General features: G+C 64.1%; 16 protein-coding genes and 2 pseudogenes. 7 read left to right on the top strand and 11 right to left on the bottom strand.

The window, feature by feature from the left end:
• Positions 1-12: 12 nt before the first annotated feature.
• On the bottom strand, positions 13-747 hold the full coding sequence (locus tag RX327_RS21535; RefSeq protein WP_028333998.1) for an outer membrane protein: 735 nt from the start codon (positions 745-747) through the stop codon (positions 13-15).
• A 294-nt stretch (positions 748-1,041) separates the two neighbouring features.
• Here RX327_RS21535 and RX327_RS21540 point away from each other — a divergent pair, with 294 nt between their 5' ends.
• The 3 genes and pseudogenes from RX327_RS21540 to RX327_RS21550 form a co-directional block, all read left to right on the top strand.
• Complete coding sequence (locus RX327_RS21540; RefSeq protein WP_317247055.1) at positions 1,042-1,338, top strand: DUF3551 domain-containing protein; 297 nt, start codon at positions 1,042-1,044, stop codon at positions 1,336-1,338.
• Positions 1,339-1,452: 114 nt separating this feature from the next.
• Complete coding sequence (locus RX327_RS21545) at positions 1,453-1,575, top strand: hypothetical protein (protein ID WP_317247056.1); 123 nt, start codon at positions 1,453-1,455, stop codon at positions 1,573-1,575.
• Between the two features lie 16 nt (positions 1,576-1,591).
• Positions 1,592-1,726, top strand: a pseudogene (locus tag RX327_RS21550) (DUF3551 domain-containing protein); the annotation flags it as partial.
• Positions 1,727-1,837: 111 nt separating this feature from the next.
• On the opposite strand, the gene RX327_RS21555 reads toward RX327_RS21550, so the two are convergent.
• From RX327_RS21555 to RX327_RS21600, 10 genes and pseudogenes are all read right to left on the bottom strand, one after another.
• On the bottom strand, positions 1,838-2,536 hold the full coding sequence (locus RX327_RS21555) for an ABC transporter ATP-binding protein (protein WP_317247057.1): 699 nt from the start codon (positions 2,534-2,536) through the stop codon (positions 1,838-1,840).
• A gap of 9 nt (positions 2,537-2,545) precedes the next feature.
• Positions 2,546-3,828: pseudogene (locus tag RX327_RS21560) on the bottom strand (lipoprotein-releasing ABC transporter permease subunit).
• Between the two features lie 72 nt (positions 3,829-3,900).
• Positions 3,901-5,220 (bottom strand): proline--tRNA ligase, encoded by a 1,320-nt coding sequence (gene proS / locus RX327_RS21565; protein WP_317247058.1) that lies wholly within the window; start codon positions 5,218-5,220, stop codon positions 3,901-3,903.
• 164 nt (positions 5,221-5,384) lie between these two features.
• The gene (locus RX327_RS21570; RefSeq protein WP_317247059.1) at positions 5,385-6,947 is read right to left on the bottom strand and encodes a copper resistance CopC/CopD family protein; all 1,563 of its coding nucleotides are present in this window, start codon (positions 6,945-6,947) and stop codon (positions 5,385-5,387) included.
• Positions 6,948-6,950: 3 nt separating this feature from the next.
• Complete coding sequence (locus tag RX327_RS21575) at positions 6,951-7,478, bottom strand: YcnI family protein (RefSeq protein WP_050384868.1); 528 nt, start codon at positions 7,476-7,478, stop codon at positions 6,951-6,953.
• A gap of 7 nt (positions 7,479-7,485) precedes the next feature.
• A complete protein-coding gene (locus RX327_RS21580) occupies positions 7,486-8,010 on the bottom strand; it encodes a copper chaperone PCu(A)C (protein WP_317247060.1) in 525 nt (174 codons plus the stop codon).
• Positions 8,011-8,045: 35 nt separating this feature from the next.
• On the bottom strand, positions 8,046-8,543 hold the full coding sequence (locus RX327_RS21585) for a TlpA family protein disulfide reductase (protein ID WP_050384870.1): 498 nt from the start codon (positions 8,541-8,543) through the stop codon (positions 8,046-8,048).
• A complete protein-coding gene (locus RX327_RS21590) occupies positions 8,540-9,766 on the bottom strand; it encodes a sialidase family protein (RefSeq protein WP_317247061.1) in 1,227 nt (408 codons plus the stop codon). The genes RX327_RS21585 and RX327_RS21590 overlap by 4 nt, the downstream gene beginning before the upstream one ends.
• 11 nt (positions 9,767-9,777) lie before the next feature.
• On the bottom strand, positions 9,778-12,186 hold the full coding sequence (locus tag RX327_RS21595) for a TonB-dependent receptor (protein ID WP_317247062.1): 2,409 nt from the start codon (positions 12,184-12,186) through the stop codon (positions 9,778-9,780).
• Positions 12,187-12,268: 82 nt separating this feature from the next.
• Positions 12,269-12,640, bottom strand: coding sequence for a DUF2946 domain-containing protein (locus tag RX327_RS21600; protein ID WP_028333986.1), 372 nt, complete (start codon positions 12,638-12,640; stop codon positions 12,269-12,271).
• Between the two features lie 457 nt (positions 12,641-13,097).
• On the opposite strand from RX327_RS21600, the gene RX327_RS21605 reads away from it, so the two are divergent.
• The 4 genes from RX327_RS21605 (at position 13,098) to RX327_RS21620 (ending at position 17,325) form a co-directional block, all read left to right on the top strand.
• Complete coding sequence (locus RX327_RS21605; protein ID WP_028333985.1) at positions 13,098-13,523, top strand: globin; 426 nt, start codon at positions 13,098-13,100, stop codon at positions 13,521-13,523.
• A gap of 88 nt (positions 13,524-13,611) precedes the next feature.
• Positions 13,612-14,649 carry a sugar ABC transporter substrate-binding protein gene (locus tag RX327_RS21610; protein ID WP_317247063.1) on the top strand — a complete coding sequence of 346 codons (1,038 nt, stop codon included), beginning with the start codon at positions 13,612-13,614 and terminating at the stop codon, positions 14,647-14,649.
• Positions 14,650-14,658: 9 nt separating this feature from the next.
• On the top strand, positions 14,659-16,161 hold the full coding sequence (locus RX327_RS21615) for a sugar ABC transporter ATP-binding protein (RefSeq protein WP_317247064.1): 1,503 nt from the start codon (positions 14,659-14,661) through the stop codon (positions 16,159-16,161).
• Positions 16,162-16,290: 129 nt separating this feature from the next.
• Positions 16,291-17,325, top strand: a complete 1,035-nt coding sequence (locus RX327_RS21620) for an ABC transporter permease (RefSeq protein WP_317247065.1) — start codon at positions 16,291-16,293, stop codon at positions 17,323-17,325.
• The last annotated feature ends 127 nt before the right edge of the window (positions 17,326-17,452 follow it).

Below are 17,452 nucleotides of genomic sequence, written 5' to 3' on the forward strand. Positions count from 1 at the left end.
TCAAGCGAGCGATCAGTACTTCGCGATGACCGGGCCACCGAACTTGTAGTTCAGACGGCCGAGGACCATGTCGGTGTCGCCACCGGTGTGGAAGCCGGTCACGGCAACACCCGCCGGGGTCACGAAGGTCGCGCCATGGGTGTCTTCGAAGATGTGGTTGTACTCGACGCCGAGCGACCAGCCCTGCGAGAAGGCGAACTCGAGGCCAACGCCCACCGTCGGGCTCCAACGGGTGTCGAAGCCGGTCTCGGACGCCAGATTGCCGGCCGCGTTGAGGAACTGGAAGTTGCGATCGGTGACCGCAGCACCGCCCTTGGCGTACAGCAGGACGTTGTTCCAGGCGTAGCCGATCTGACCGGTGAACAGGCCGAACGCATCGGTCTTCGAGCGAACGATGCCGCCCGGGACGACCAGGTTGCCGGTGCTGCCGGAGAAGTCAGCCCAGTTGCCCTGAGCTTCCAGACCGAACACCCAGCCGCCGGCCTGCCAGCGGTAGCCGATCTGGCCACCGACCGTGCCGCCGTTGGCGTCGAAGCTTCCGACGCCACCGAAGCCGTCGACCGAACGGTTGTCGTGGCTCTGGCCCCAACCACCGTTGATACCAATGTAGAAGCCAGTCCAATCATAAACTGCGGCAACCATGGGCGGCGGAGCCTTGGTGTAAGGGCGAGCCGCGAGGTCAGCCGCGGAGGCAGCAGTCGCGCTGAGCGCGAGCATGCTGGCGGTGACAAGCAAAATCTTTTTCATTTTCCCGTTCCAACTTTTTCTACAGGCCCCCAAGGCCGCGAGACACCGTCATAGCAGCCCCCGGCGGAATTGCTGTAACTTCGCGGCAACAGGCAGGGCCAAACGACTTCGCTCAAATTTGAAGTTAATACTGTATTACGGGCACTTCCCGGAGTTTTTGCCACATAGTTGCCGCACAATCTTCACAATTCGGATCTGCATGCGCAGCTGCGCGCAAGATCGTGTTGACCGGAACCGGCTTGTCCGATCTGGATCGTCGCCAAGGTCGAAATCTTCGCAGCAAAAGGAATGCACATGCGGACGATGATTCTTGCTGCTGCGGCGTCTGTGGTTGCATTCGCAGCGCTGGGGACTGCGCCCGCACATGCCGTCGGCGTGCGTTACCCGTTCTGCATTCAGGGCGACCGCTATCCCGGCCTGAGCAACTGCTCCTATCCATCGTATGAGGCGTGCCTGGCCACCGCTTCGGGCATCGGGCAGAACTGCATCGCCAACCCCTATTATGCCGGCGACAACGACTCGCGCTCGTATCTTAACGTCCCCCCGCGAAACCGCCGTGAGGGCAATTTCTTCGACCTGTTCATCCACTGACGCCCGATCCAGCAAACACCGGCGCGGGAATGTGAATTGATCCGGCGCTGCGCGCAGGTGCCTATTCGCGTGCGCTCGGCATCAGCATTGCCGGCGCCGACGAGGAGATTTCTGATGCGCAGTCTGATTCTGGCACTCTTGCCGACACTCCTGGCCTTGGCAGCCGCGCCGGCCAGCGCCCAGAAATACGAATTCGACCTCGCCGGTCTGCAAAACCAACTACCGATGGGGCGGTGAGGATACCGACTGCGGCTACACGTCGATCGCGCAGTGCCAGGCCTCGGCGTCCGGCCTCGCGGCGATCTGCATCAACAACCCCTATTATGCCGGGCCGCCGATCGACGGTCGGCCGAGAGCATCCGGCAGACGGCCTCGCCCCGCTTATTGAAAGCCAGAAGCATTTCGTTCCGATCGAAGCGACACGGAAAAAGGCTCTGGATTCTCTTACCTTAGGGCGACTTCTTCACGCGCACCGCTAGCCAGTTCGCGCGACGGCGCACTATTCCAGCTCGACAACCTGTCCGTTCGACAGCGACACCCGGCGATCCATTCGCGCGGCAAGATCGAGATTGTGAGTCGCGATCAGCATCGCGACCCGGGTCGCCTTCACGAGTTGCATCAGCGCGTTGAAGACGTGATCGGCCGTGCCGGGATCGAGATTGCCAGTCGGCTCGTCCGCGAACAGCACCCGGGGCGCGTTGGCAACCGCGCGCGCGATCGCGACACGCTGCTGCTCGCCACCCGAGAGCTCGGCCGGACGATGGGTGATGCGATCGCCGAGCCCGAGATAGGAGAGAATCTCGGTCGACCGTTTCACGGTTTCGGAGCGTTTGAGGCCGCGGATCATCTGCGGCAGCATGACGTTCTCGAGCGCCGAGAACTCCGGCAGCAACCGGTGCGACTGGTAGACGAAGCCGATGTCGGTGCGGCGAAGCTGCGTGCGCTCGATGTCGGGCAGCTGCGAGGTCGGCGCGCCCGAGACATAGACCTCGCCGTCATCAGGGGTCTCCAGCAGGCCCGCGATGTGCAGCAATGTCGACTTGCCGGACCCCGACGGCGCCACCAGCGCCACCGATTGACCGGGCCATAGCGCGAGCTTGGCGCCGTTCAGGACCGTCAGCGTCGCTTCGCCCTGCCGGTATTCCCGCTTGATGTCATGAAGATAGACGACCGGTGTGTCTTCCGCCCCCTCCGCCATGTGCGCTCCTTACTCGTACCGCAGCGCTTCGACGGGATCGAGGCGCGCGGCGCGCCACGACGGATAGAGCGTCGCCAGGAACGACAGCGTCAGCGCCATGATCACGACGGCGAGCGTCTCGCCAAAATCGATTTCAGCAGGCAGCTTCGACAGGAAATATAGCGTGGGATCGAACAATTCCGTGTTGGTCAGCCACGACAGGAATTGCCTGATGGTTTCGATGTTGAAGCAGATCAGCAAGCCGACCAGCAGAAGCCGACCAGCGTGCCGACCACGCCGATCGAGGCGCCCGTGATCAGGAAGATGCGCATGATCGAGCCCTGCGAGGCGCCCATCGTGCGCAGGATCGCGATGTCGCTGCCCTTGTCCTTCACCAGCATGATCAGGCCGGAGACGATGTTGAGCGCGGCGACAAGCACGATCATCGTCAGGATCAGGAACATCACATTGCGCTCGACCTGGAGCGCATTGAAGAAGGTCGAGTTGCGCTGCCGCCAGTCGACCAGGAACACCGGCCGACCCGCCGCCTCCGTCACCGCCTTGCGAAAGGCGTCGATCCTGTCGGGGTTGGTGGTGAACACCTCGATCGAGGTCACGTCGTTGCTGCGGTTGAAATAGGCCTGCGCCTCGGCCAGCGGCATGAACACGAAGCCGAGATCGTATTCGGACATGCCGATCTCGAACACCGCAACGATCTTGTATGGCTTGATCCGCGGCGTCGTGCCCATCGGCGTCACCGCGCCCTTCGGCGCCACCAGCGTCACGCTGTCGCCGGCATGTAGCGACAGCTGGTCGGCCAGGCGCCGGCCGATCGCGACGCCCTGCCCGTCGTCGAAGCCTTCGAGCGAGCCCTGCTTGATGTTCTTGGCGATCGAGGTGAGGTTGTTGAGATCGTCGGAGCGGATGCCGCGGATGAAAACGCCGGCGGCGTTGAACGGCGATGAACCGAGCCCCTGCCCGTCGACCACCGGCGCGGCGAGACGGATGCCCTGCACCTGGCTGATGCGCTCGGCGACGTCCTTCCAGTCGGTCAGCGGCGATTCCAGCGGTTGGACCAGGATATGGCCGTTGAGGCCGAGGATCTTGTCGAGCAGCTCTTTGCGGAAGCCGTTCATCACGGCCATCACGATGATCAGCGTCGCGACGCCCAGCATGATGCCGAGAAAGGAGAACCCGGCGATGACCGAGATAAATCCCTCCTTCCGCCTCGCACGCAGATAGCGCGCCGACAGCATCCACTCGAATGGCGCAAAAGGCGCGGTACGGACTGGCTCGTTCATGGTCTCATCCATTTGTCGATAATCCCATGATTCGGGCCAAATGTGGCCGGATTACCCCGTCGATCAGCGCGGCGTGAATAAACTTTAACCCGCGAGCTTCGCGACCACGTCGGCGGGGCTCATGTTGTCGCGTGAGCCGTCGCTGCGTCGTTTGATCTCGACCTTGCCGTCGGCGAGCCCCTTCGGCCCGATCATGATCTGCCAGGGAATGCCGATCAGGTCGGCGGCGGCGAACTTGGCGCCGGCGCGCTGATCGGTGTCGTCGTAGAGCACGTCGACGCCCTTGGCCGTGAGCTCCGCATAGAGCTTCTCGCAGGCCGCATCGACGGCCGCATCGCCCTGCTTGAGGTTGAGAATCGACACGCGGAACGGCGCGACGGCCTCCGGCCATTTGATCCCGGCATCGTCATGGCAGGCCTCGATGATGGCACCTAGCAGGCGCGAGACGCCGACGCCGTAGGAACCGCCATGGATCGGCACGTCGACGCCGTCGGGGCCCGCCACCAGCGCCTTCATCGGCTCGGAATATTTGGTGCCGAAATAGAAGATCTGCCCGACCTCGATGCCACGGGTGTTGACCCGCTTGTCCGCGGGCACTTCCCGTTCGAAGCGCGCAGCGTCGTGAACGTCCTCCGTCGCCGCATAGACCGAGGTCCATTGCTTGATGATCGGCGTCAAGTCGCCGTCATAATCGACATCCTCGCCCGGCACCGGCAGGTCCAGCACGTCGCGATTGATGAAGACGCCGGATTCGCCGGTTTCGGCGAGCACGATGAACTCGTGGCTGAGGTCGCCGCCGATCGGGCCGGTCTCGGCGCGCATCGGGATCGCCTTCAGCCCCATCCGCGCGAAGGTGCGCAAATAGGCCACGAACATCTTGTTGTAGGCGACGCGCGCCGCGGCCTCGTTGAGGTCGAACGAATAGGCATCCTTCATCAGGAACTCGCGGCCGCGCATCACGCCGAAGCGCGGACGCTGCTCGTCGCGGAATTTCCATTGGATGTGATAGAGATTGAGCGGCAGGTTCTTGTAGGACTTGACGTAGGCGCGGAAGATCTCGGTGATCATTTCCTCGTTGGTCGGCCCGTACAACAGCTCGCGCTTGTGGCGGTCGGCGATGCGCAGCATCTCCGGGCCATAGGCATCGTAGCGGCCGCTCTCGCGCCAGAGATCGGCGAGTTGCAAGGTCGGCATCAAGACCTCGATCGCGCCGGAGCGGTCCTGCTCCTCACGCACGATCTGTTCGATCTTCTTCAGCACACGGAAGCCGAGCGGCAGCCAGGCATAGATGCCGGCCGCCTCCTGCCGGATCATGCCCGCGCGCAGCATCAGCCGATGCGAGACGATCTCCGCCTCTTTCGGATTTTCCTTCAGGATGGGCAGAAAGAACCGCGACAACCGCATGGCGTTACTCGGGAATCAGGAAAGCGTGGGAAGAGCTGCAGTGAAACCGGATCGGCTGTGAAAACACAAGGCCGCCAAATAAGAAAAACCCTTCAAATCAGGCGATTTTCGGCCATTTGAACGAATTGCGCGCCGTCGAAGTGCCGAGCGCGCCGACCGCGGCTTTACCTGACCTCGAAATCGTCTTCCAGCGTCACTTTCTTGAAATCGGTCACCAGGGCGTCGATCTGCATGTGCCAGCGGCCCGGGACCGGCAGCGGCACCTTGCGCACGTGCCAGTAGCCATCGGCACCGCGCGCGGCGGCGCGTTCCATCGGTTCGATGCCGCGCTCGGGCAGGCTCAGCGTCAGCGTCGCCTCCTTGGCCGCGAACGGGCTGGCATCGCCGTTCATCAGCTGCAGCACGAAGTCATTCGGCCCGACCTTGCCCGGCGCGATCAGCACCTGGAACATCGCGGCATCGGTGTGGATATGGACCGCGAGCGGAACATCGGCCGACATCGCCAGCACGCGCGGCGGCGGCGTGAAACGCCACAATGCGACGAGGCCGAGAATGGCGATCATCAGCACGAATTCGAGCGCGATCGAGCGCTGCAGCGGCCGTGTCCGATGAAACTCGCGCGCGATGGCCGGCGTGAACACCAACCGGTTCAGCGCAGCGAGCCCGAGCAGCAGCACCACCAGCACCAGTTTCGCAACGAGGATGTTGCCGTACCCGGTGTCGATCAGCGCGTGAAAGCTTTCGAGCTGGACGACGGCGAGCGCCAAGCCCGACAAGGCGATCAAGGCGACGACCGGCACCGCGAGCGTCGAAGAATGCCGCAGCACCCGCAGCAGCGACTCCTTGCGCTGCCAGGCAAGCACCGCCAGCGGCGCCAGCGCGCCCATCCAGAACGCCACGCCAATGCCGTGGATGAACAGCGCGGTCCGCGTCAGCCATTGCGGCGAGGCCGTGGCAGCATGGCCGCTGACCGCGAATGACAGCCCGACGCAGATCATTGCGATCGCGGTGCGGGTAAGGGCTGCACCGAACGACGGGCTGCGCCAGGCGATCGCCGCGATCAGCATCGCGGCAATCGCGAGCAGCAGCGTGGCGAACAGGCTGGTGCCGGTGGCGCTGGCCCACGCCGCCCACGTCACGATGCCCGAGAGCGGCAGGTTCAAGAGGTCGACGCCCTGCAATCCAAGCGACGCGATCGCGCCGACAAGGCCGATCTTCAGCGACCACATGATCAGCCGTTCGCCGGCCGGGCCCTGCCCGATCCAGGCGGCAAAGAACACGCCGCCGACGCCGACAAACAAGCCCAGATAGAGCCCGAGCCGCGCCAGCCAGATCAGTGTATGGAGCACGCCGTCGGCCGATGGCGCCGCCGAGCCGGTGACGACGCCGATCGAAAACAGCAGCGAGCCGGCGACCGGATGGCCGTCCTGCGACACCACGCGATAGCTGACCACCTGCGTGCCCTGTGGCAGGCCCGCCGGCAGCGTCACCACCACCGACTGGTCGACGGCGCGGATCGCGACGTCGCGCGGCTTGCCCGCAGCGTCGAGCAGGCTGACCGCCGTCGGCGCCACCGCTTCGTTGAAGCGGAGCACCACCGTCCTGGGTGCTTCAGCCACCACACTGCCGTCGGCCGGCTCGGCCCCGATCAGGACGGCATGCGCATGGGCCGAGGTCGCAAGACACAGCACCACGAGCAGCGCTGCGAGGTTTGCGACCAGCCGCATCGGTTACGACTTCGGCAGCAGCTTGACGCCGGGCGCCGGTGTCTTGCTGCCATGGTCGTGCCCGCCGCCCTGCCCGTCGGCCGGGATATCGATCCAGCGGCTGACGCCCTGCTCGCACTCCTGCACGACCGGAAAGTACAACGTGGTGTTGGGCTTCAAGGTATCGGTGAGAAACGTCTGCATCACGAACTCGTCGTAGTTCTGGTCCGTGAGCTTGCCACCGCTCCAGGCGACTTCCTTGACGCCCTCGGAAAGCTTGGCGCCGTGATAATCGTATTGCGCGGCGTATTTGCCGGTGACCGTATCGAGAGTCCACCCCGCCTTCGGCATCGGCTTCACTCCGATCACGCCCTCCGGAATCTGCACCCGGATCTTGATCGTCGCCGAGCCCGCGCAGCCATGCGGCACGGCGAACACCGCCTTGTAATACGATCCGACCGCGGCCTGCTTTCCTTCGAGCGTGATATGCGCGATCGCCGGCTGCGCTGCGAGCAGCGCCACCATGGCAACGAGGAGCGTCTGTGATCGCATGGCTCGCTCACATCTTCTTCATGTCCATGTGACCGGAATGGTCGCCATGGCCGGAATGACCGCCGCCCGGCGCCTGCGCGCCGACGCCCTGGACGTCGAGAGAGACGGCGACCTTGCCCGCCTTCTCGAATTGCAGCGTCACGGGCACCTTGTCGCCCTGCTTGAACGGGCCCTTCAGCTCCTGGAGCATCAGGTGATAGCCGCCCGGCGCGAGCTTCACCGTCTTGCCGGGATCGATCGCGAGCCCCTTGTCAAGCGGGCGCATCTTCATCACGCCGTTGTCCATGGCCATCTCGTGGACTTCGATCTTGCCGGCAACATCGCCGGAGCCCGACACCAGCCGGTCGGGCGTCGTCCCCTTGTTCTCGATCGTCAGGTAGCCGCCGCCGATCTTGGCGCCGTTCGGCGTTGCGCGCGTCCAGGCCTGCGTGATCACGAGGTCGCCGGCCTTGACGTCCTCGGCGCGCGCGGACGTCGAGACGAGTGCAGCGGTCAGCGCTGCGAGGGCAAGGATGCGGGAGAGCGTCTTCATGGCGACGGAGTTCCTTTCAAGTTGAAACTGAGGTGTTATCGGGTTGCAGCCGCCTGGGCGCTGGACCATTTGTCCAGATCGGCAATCTCGGCCGAGCCTTCGATCGTCGTGATCGTTCCGTCACGGGCAATCAGCAAGGTTCGCGGGATATCGCCTTGCCAGGCCGGATCGATCTCAAATCTTAACCGCTCGGCAAAGCCGTCGTCGAAGATCCAGTTTTCGGCCGCGCCGAGACCGGCGCGATCCAGCATCGATCGCGTCGCCTCCGGAAGGTTGGGAACCAGATCCGCGCTGATCGTGACGACATCGATTCCGGGATGATCCTTCATGAACTGGCCAAGCTCCGGCAGCTCGACCTTGCATGGTCCGCAGGTCACTCCCCAGAAGTGCACCAGGGTCGGATGACCGGCATGCGCATGCAGCAGCTTTTGCCAGCTGCCCCGTTCGAATGGTTTTGGCGCGCCCTCTCCCGCCGCCAGTGCGGTCGGCAGCGTTGCGAGTAGGATCAGCGCAGCCAGCAGATGACGCTTCATGGTTCGCCCTCGATCGCTTGAAAATGGTAGCCGTCGGCCTTCGTCATCCACGACAGATAGGTCTGCCGGCTGTCCGAGACGAGCAGCGGATGGTCGGAACTGTCGGCGGTATCCGCGATCACCGTCGGCTTCGACCATGTCGCGCCATCGTCGTGCGACGTCATGAGGTCGATTGTCGTCTTCTGCCCGTCGAATTCCTTCCAGGCCATCACGAGCCCGTGCGGCCCCGCGACGATGTGCGGCCGTGAAGGGCTGCGGTTCGGCTGACCGACCGGAAGCGGATCGGAGAAGGTTTTGCCGCCGTCGCGCGAGCGCGCATAGAACAATCCCTTGCGCGCCTTGCCGTTGGTGTACCACGTCACATGGTAGGTTCCTTCGGGCGATATGGTCAGGCTCGGACCGTGATGCGGACAGGCCGCGATCTGCCAGTCGTCGCGGCTCACCCGACGTATCTCGCCGGGCGTAGCCAGGTCGGAGAACGTCACGATCGCATGGTCGCGCACGCCGCCCTCAAAGATGTTCCGGAACACGACCACCGGATGGCCCGCGCCATCGAACGCCAGCGCGAGGCGGCAGCACTCGCAGGTGTTGTCGGCGACGAGCCGCGCGTCGGAATAGGTTGCTCCGCCATCTCCGGATGACGCGAAAAACAATCCGGCACCGTTATATTTCTGGCCGCGCTGCTGCGCCGGCACGCGGTTGCGCTTGTCGAGCCACGCGGCAAACACCGCCCCCGTAGGATCGAAACCGATCGCCTCGAACCGTTGGCTCTCATTGCTTGTGGTGATCGGCTTCGGCGCATCGAAGCTGCGCCCGCCATCGGTCGATCGCGTGGTCAGCACCTGACCGTTGAAATTCTGATCGCGGAAGATCGAGAAGGCCACAGCGATGTTGCCCTTGGCATCGATCACGATCTTCGGCCGCGCATCCGGTCCCCAATCGAGGTTCAGCCGCTCCCGGGTGACCTGCACCGGCGTGGAAAAGCTCTTGCCCTGGTCTTTTGAGCTCGCGACGGAGATCCGACCTCCGGCCATCCACGCCAGCCACAATGTCCCATCCCGCCCAAAGGCGGGCGTGACCTTGGTCGCGCAGCGCAGGTCCGTCTCTTCGCAAGCCGCTTCGGAGGCGTGCTGATGGCTCATCTGTGCGACGGCAAGGTTCGGCAACGCCGCGAGCATGAGCGTTGCAAGCAGCGTCAGGGCGACCGGTTTGCGATAGGTCATCGATGCGCTCCTCATTTGAACGCAATCTTCATGCCCGCCACGAAGGCGCGCGGCGATCCGGCATAGATCGAGTTGGTCGTGTTTGCCAGTACGCTCGCGGGATTTTGAATGCCCGCCGAGGTCACCGAATTTGAGATATTGTTCGCCGACGCCACGTAGGTCCGGTCGAAGACGTTCCTCACCTCGATGTAGAGGTTCAGCGCCTTGAAATAATCGGAGACGAGATCGGTCTTGTAGTGCAGGTTGAGGTTGACCAGCTCGTAGCCCGGCGCCTTCAAGAGGTTGGCGTTGTCCATGTAGAAGCCGTCCTTCCACTGCACTTCGACGAACCCGCCAAGTCCCTGGAACGGACCCGACAACTGGTCGTAGCCCAATCGCGCCGTGAGCTCGTTCGGAGAAATGCCGGGGATCTTGTTACCGGCGCGATTGAAGCTGAACACCGCGCCGTTCGTGATGTTCTCGACGTATTCCGTGTAGACCTCATCGAGATAGGTGTAGGCCGCCGAGAACCGCCAGCCCGGCAGGAATTTCCAGTCGGCAGCCAGCTCGACGCCGCGATGCTCCGATCGCGGCGCGTTGAACGTGTAGGAGATGCCCGCAAGCGGCGTGGCCTGGGAAACGAGCTCGTCCTTGAAAAACTCGTAGAAGCCGGTGACGCTGACCTTGAGCGCGTTGTTCGGTGTCCAGTCGGCACCGACATCGTAACCGAGATTCTTTTGCGTCCGCAGCTGGGTGTTGTTGCCCGAGGCGCCACTCGGCAGGACGAACAAATTGCCGACCTGCGGCGTGCCGTATCCGGTTGCCACCCGCCCACGGACTTGCCACTCGCTGCTCAGCCGGTACAGCAATGCGAGCTCGGGCGCGGTATTCTGGAATTGCCGGTCCGCCGTCGTGATCGCCGTGGTCGTGGCTCCGGCCGCGCCGACGTAGCTATAGGCGGTGTTCCGCCCGGTGAGGTTGGTGGTCTCCCAGCCAATGCCAGCAACGGCCGTCAGCGCAGACGTGAGCTTCAATTCCTCGCGTGCCCGAACACCGTAATTTGTCGTCGTGCTGAACAAATTGCTCGACAGGCTTCCGAGCGTCGCATTTCCGCCCGGCATCACATTGCGCGTATCGCTCGAGGCGGTGAGCGTATTGTAGAAGCCGCCGAAATAGGTGGTCGAATCCAGTCCGAACACATCGCCGCGTCTGACGACGTCGCTCATGTAGTTGTAGGACGGAAAATCTCCGATCGAACTCGTCGCGCCGGTCGGCTGGCTGATGTTCCTGTCGTCGAACACGAACTGGTTGCGCCACGTCATCGTGTTGTCGAAATCGTGCTCCCAGCGGCCGCCGACGATGGTCCGCCGGTCGTTGCGGCCGAGGCCGGCCTGAACCGCGGTCTCCTTGTCGGTCCCGGCCGCCGCGTTGAACCCGTTGTTGAACAACGTCACGGTGGCGCATCCCGGCGCCGCCGTTGCGCCGGTCGTGCAACCCTGCTGGAACGGGTTCTGGTAGAACTGGTTCAGCGAGGAGCGGATCGGCAGGCGCGTCGTCAGGTCATTGTTGATGATCTTGACCGTGAAACGATCGTCCGGCGTCGCCTTCAGCGTGCCGAGGAAGTTGACGGTCTGCGTATTGAACCAGCTGTTGCAGATATAGCCATCGCCCCGCACGTCGCTTGCGAACAGCGAGCCCTCGAAATTCCCGACTTTCTTGCCGGCCGCCATATAGTTGTTGAGATAGCCGTAGCTGCCGCCGTCCACGCCATATTCGACGCCGTCGATCGTGCCGCCGGGCCGTGTCCGAAAATTGAGCGCGCCGCCGGTCGCGTAGTTGCCGTAAAGCGCCGACGACGGGCCGCGGATCACGTCGATCGCGCCATAGGCGTGCGGATCGATCAGGTCGCTCCGCGACAGGCCGTCCGGCTGCGTCACCGGGAAGCCGTCGTCGAAGATCACGAGATTGCGGATGGCGAAACCGTTGCGGGCGTTGGATCCGCGAATCGAGATTCCGAAATCACGGGGACCGTTGCCCTGCTTGATCGAAATGCCCGGGCTGTCGCGCAAGACGTCGCTGACCGAAAACGCCGGGCGATTGTCGAACTGGCTGCGATCGATGGTCGTCTGCGTCTGGCCTGTGGGCGCCCGGTTCAAACCGTCGCGGGTCGCGGCAAGCGTCTCCCCCGGCCTCGCGCCGCCCGCGGGGGCAGCCGTCACGGCCGGCGCTGTCGCCGGCTTCGGTGGCCGCCGCACGGACGCCGCACGAGGCCGCGGCTTTGGCGCCGCCGGCTTGGCGCGCACCGCCGTCCGGGGCGCCTCGACGGTGACGGAGGGTAGCTCTGTGCTGGGCGCCTGGGCTTCGGCAGCGGACGGCAATGCGCAAAGCGTCGCGCCCAGCGTGAGCAGGCTTGCCGCCTCCAGCGGGTGATAGCGAAACATGGATGAATCCTGACACCGGCGCTCCGGCCGGCTTGCTCACGGGCACTTGCCGGCGCGGGACGCACCGGCAGCGACAAGGTCGTCAGGAAAACAGCGGCGGCGCGCGGGCTTGCGCCGAGAGGCCAGCGCGCGAACGATCGAGCTCAGAGGCGAAATCAAGCCAGGCGATCCGGCTCGGCAGGCGTTCGACGGCCTGGGCAGTAACTTGCGGGCTGTCAACGGGCGCACCGGTCTGCAGCATGCTGCACGCCGAGCAGCAGCCATCATGGGCGTCGTGACCGGTCTGGTCTCCCTGCCCGGCTCCGGAGCCGGCATCGCCGTGGCAGATGGTGGCGGCCGAGAGCGGATCGGACGCGGCAAGGCTCGCCGCCCAGCAGGCCCCGATCGGTGCAAGAATCTGCACCAGCAGGGCAACCAGGACGATGGGCAGAAAATTCTTCAGCCGCCGGCGCATCGCAAAACCATCCGGGACGGAACTAACCACCATGGACGCCGGAAGTCGAGATCGCCGACGCGTCCCGTTTCTTCCAGCCGACGGAAATAGCCGAGCGTGGCACTTGCGTCACGGCGGCTCCGAAATCAGTCGTATCCCCTTACCCTGCCACGTGTTTTGCATCTCCCGTCACAACCGCCAGTGGCGCCATCCCAATCATTTCGCAAATTGCTCGAAAATTGAACAATCGTTGCCGAAAATGATGACAAGCCTGGAAAGATAGTCTACCAATTCGGGCTCAGGCCAGCCGCGAGGTGTGTCCTGGTGGTCCAAGTCTCGGGAGGAGCCCCTGGCGCGCAAAACGCAGCGTCGCCCCGTCAATCAAGAGCAAATCGAATCGGGGATAATAGGGTCGACACAATTTTTGGAGCAGGGCTTTGAGCCCTGCTCTTTTTTTATGTGATGATCGCAATCCGCTATGACTCCATCATCGAATCCGATCGAACGCAGCTTTGAACTCGCAGCCGCGGCTTGCGATGATCTGACACCGTCAGTCTATCGCCGCCTGTTTCGCGATCATCCCGAAGCGCAGGCGATGTTTCGCACCGAAGGCAGCGAGCCGGTGAAAGGCTCGATGCTGCAGCTGACGATCGAAGCCATCCTCGATTTCGCCGGCGAACGCCGCGGACATTTTCGCCTGATCGAATCGGAAGTGTTCTCGCACGACGCCTACGGAACGCCGCGCGAACTGTTCGTCGCGTTCTTCGCCGTGATCGCCGACAGCTTGCGCGAAATTCTCGGCGAGCAGTGGACTGCGGAGATCGATGCTGCGTGGCACAAGCTGCTCGGCGACATCGAAGCCATCGTGCTGCAGCAGAAACATCTCGTGGACGAGAGGCCGTAGCGTCACCGTTCCGATTGTGACACACTCGCTTTATCCGCGGCGCGTGCAATTGACGCCGACGGTCAGAAAAACAAAGAGGGAGCAAGCAATGCGAGGGACCGACAAGGGGATGGACAAGGCGTCGACGACGCGGCGCGACCTTCTGCAAATGGCGGCGGCGGGTGGAGCTGCGGCCGGCCTGTTCGGCGGAGTGGGCATGACGACGTCGGCGCTCGCCGCTGAAACGGGACGCTCGGAAAAACCGCTGAAGGCGGCCTTCTCCAATGCGGGCCTGCAGGCGACGTGGTGCGCGCAAGGCAAGCAGGCCGCGGAATTCTGGGGCAAGCTGTTCAACGTCGAAGTCACCTGGTTCGACGGCCAGCTCGACGCGGTGAAGCAGCGCGCGGCGATCGACAACATGGCCTCGCAGAAATGGGATTTCGTCGCGATCCAGGCCTTCGGCATCGGCACCCTCACCCAGCCGGTGCAGAAGATGATCGACGCCGGCACGCCCGTGATCGACATGGACACGCTGATCGCGCCGCTCGATCAGATCAACGTCCACTCCTTCCTCGCACCCGACAACGAGTTCATGGGCGCCTCGGTGACGCAGGCGCTGTGCAACGCCATGGGCGGCAAGGGCAAGATCATCATGACGCAGGGCGCGCTCGGGCATACCGGCGCGCAAGGACGGGCCAAGGGCTTCAACTCGGTGGTCAAGCAATTCCCCGGCATCGAGGTGCTCGACACCCAGCCGGCCGACTGGGACGTCTCCAAGACCGCCCGCCTCTGGGAAACGTACCTGACGAAATACCCGCAGATCGACGCGGCGTTCTTCCACAATGACGACATGGCGCTCGCAGCCGCCAACATCATGAAGGCGCGGGGCCGCACCAACATCCTGATCGGCGGCGTCGATGCCATGCCACCCGCGATCCAGGCCGTCAGCGAAGGCCGCATGTTCGCCACGGTGCGCAATCCCTCCTGCCGCATCCATGGCGGCGCCATCATTGCAGGCGTCTCGGCCGTGGTCGGCGGCGAGAAGAGCGGACAGGGAATCCCGAAGAACGTCGTCACCGACGGCCCGGTCGTGACCAAGGCCAACGCCGCCGGCATGCAGTGGATGCAGGATCACTTCCTGATCTGAGCGGGCCTCATGACCCAGGGACGCTCGGCGATCCTCGAGTTGCACCAGATCACGAAGAGCTTCGGCGGGGTCGAAGCGCTTCGCGGTGTCGACTTCGCGCTTTATCCCGGCGAGATCCATGGTCTCGTCGGCGAGAACGGCGCCGGGAAAAGCACGCTGATGAAGATCATCGCCGGCGTGCACACCGAATTCTCCGGCCGCTTCCTGGTCGACGGGAAGGAGATGCATTTCCGCTCGGCCCGCGATGCGCACGCCGCCGGCATCGCCATGGTGCATCAGGAGCTCAGTGTTGCGCCCGACCTGACGGTCGCGGAGAACGTCTTCCTTGGCAACCAGCCGATCAACCGGCTGGGCCTCGTGCAATGGCGGCGGATGGCGCGCGAGGCGGGCGAGCAGCTCGCCCGCTTCGGCATCGACGTCGATCCGATGAGCCGGCTCGGCGGTCTCCCGATCGGGCTGCAGCAGCTGATCGAGATCGCGCGCGTGCTGTTCTCCGGCGCGCGCATCGTCATCCTGGACGAGCCGACCTCAGCCCTCTCCCCGCCCGAAGTCGAACGCCTCTTTGCGACGCTGCACAAGCTGCGCGACGAAGGCACCAGGATCGTCTTCATCTCGCATTTCATCGAGGATATCTTGCGCGTGTCGGACACGGTGACCGTGTTCCGCAACGGGCGCAAGGTCGCAGAGACGGCAAGCGCCGCGACCAGCAAGGGCGCGCTGATCGAGGCCATGATCGGCCGCGGCGGCGAGGCGCTCGAGCATAGCTACACCGACGATCTGATGCTGCCGCAGCCGAGCGACAGCAAGGTCGTTCTCAAGGTCGATCAGCTGTCGCTGTCCCGCAGCCTTCAGGACGTCTCGTTCGAGGCCCGCGCCGGCGAGGTGCTCGGCATCTACGGCTTCATGGGTTGCGGTCAGCAGGAGCTGTCGCGCATCCTGTTCGGGAAGCTGAAACCGGACGGCGGCACGCTGGCGGTCGAGGGCACGCAAAGAAAATTCGCCAGCACGGCGGCGGCGCGGCGGGCCGGCGTGGCGCTGGTGCCGGAGAGCCGGCGCGACATGCTGTTTCACCAGGAGCCGGTCTACAAGAACATCTCGATCAGCATTCTCGGTCGCATCGCGGCCCTGCTGCTCAAGCCGGCGCGGGAGCGCGACATCGCCAAGCGCCAGGTCGAGCAATTGCAGATCCGGCCGCCGGTGGTCGGCCTCGATCTCGGCATGCTCTCGGGCGGCAACCAGCAGAAGGTCGCGCTGGCGAAATGGCTCACCTACCCACCCAAGCTGCTGGTGCTGTGCGAGCCGACCCGCGGCATGGATGTCGGCGCCAAGAACGACGTCATCAATATCGTCCGCGACCTCCGCGCCAGGGGGCTCGCCATCATCGTGCTGTCGACCGAGCCGGAAACGGTGCTGTCGCTGGCCGACCGCATCCTCGTGCTCAAGCGCGGCACAGTGGTGCGGGAATTCACGAACGAGCCGGTCAGCAAGGACCGCCTGCTGGAAGCGGCCTAGAGCATGATCCGGAAAAGGGCGAAGTGGTTTTCCCCCGCGACAAACGCAAAGGCGTTTGCGCGGGAGATCATGCTCAAACGAACAGAGAAAGCGCGATGACGACCTCATCGCGCTTGATGGAGAGACACGATGGCAAGCAGTGACGGCGCGACGGCGCGAGCGGATCACCAGCGGTCGCGCGGGCTGGCACCCTTCCTGCGCTCGCAGATGCGCAACATCGCCCCCTTCCTGACGCTGATCTTCCTGACCGCCTTCTTCGCCTTCGCCAGCCCCTCCTTCGCGACGCTCGACAATCTCGGCAACATCCTGACCCAGGTGTCGGTCACGGGGATCATCGCCGTCGGCCTCACCTTCGTGATCCTGTGCGCCGAGATCGACCTCTCCATCGCCAGCATCGCCAACGTCACGGGCATTGCGGTCGCCTATTTCACGCTGCAGGAATCCTACGTCAACATCGCCAACGTCCCCCTGCCGGGTATCGTCGCGATCCTGCTGGCGCTGGCGCTTTGCGCCCTGCTCGGCCTCGTCAATGCACTTGGCCTGACCGTGATCGGCATCCCCTCCTTCATCATGACCCTGGCGATGATGCAGATCGCCGCCGGCATCTCCGCGCTGCTGGTGCGCGGCCAGATCGCCTACAAGGTGCCGAGCCTGATCACGACCCTCGGCTCCGGCTCGATCGGGGGCATCCCCTGGATCGTCATCGTCGCCGCCATCATGCTGCTCGGTGGGCATCTGGTGCTGACCTACACGCGCTTCGGCCGCTACGTCTACATGGTCGGGGGCAATCGCGAGGCGGCGGAATATTCCGGTCTCAACGTCAAGCTCATCTTAGGCAGCGTGATGGTGATCTCCGCGGTCTGCTCCGGCATCGGCGGCATGCTCGGCGTCGCCCATTTCGGCAGCGCGCAGCAGAACGAGTTCGACACCTACCTGCTCGACTCCATCGCCGCCGTCGTCGTCGGCGGCACCAGCCTGTTCGGCGGCCGCGGCGGCATCGGCAACACCATCGTCGGCCTGTTCGTGCTCGGCGTGCTCAACAACGGCCTCGACCACGTCAACATCGACAGCTTCCTGAAGATCCTGATCCGCGGCCTGATCCTCCTGGCGGCGCTGGTCATCAACGTCTACGCGCAGCGGCTGCGGGAGCAAGCGGCGGATTGAGTGGGCTGGGTCGATCTAAATGCCTCGCCAGTATGAGCTGGACAAGGTTGCACACGCGCCTCTCTCCACGCGTCGTCCCGGCGAAGGCCGGGACCCATACGCCGCGGCGGGTATTATTGAAGGGGCT

Origin of the sequence: Bradyrhizobium sp. BEA-2-5 (assembly GCF_032918025.1) — a bacterium.
Classification (GTDB): domain Bacteria; phylum Pseudomonadota; class Alphaproteobacteria; order Rhizobiales; family Xanthobacteraceae; genus Bradyrhizobium; species Bradyrhizobium pachyrhizi.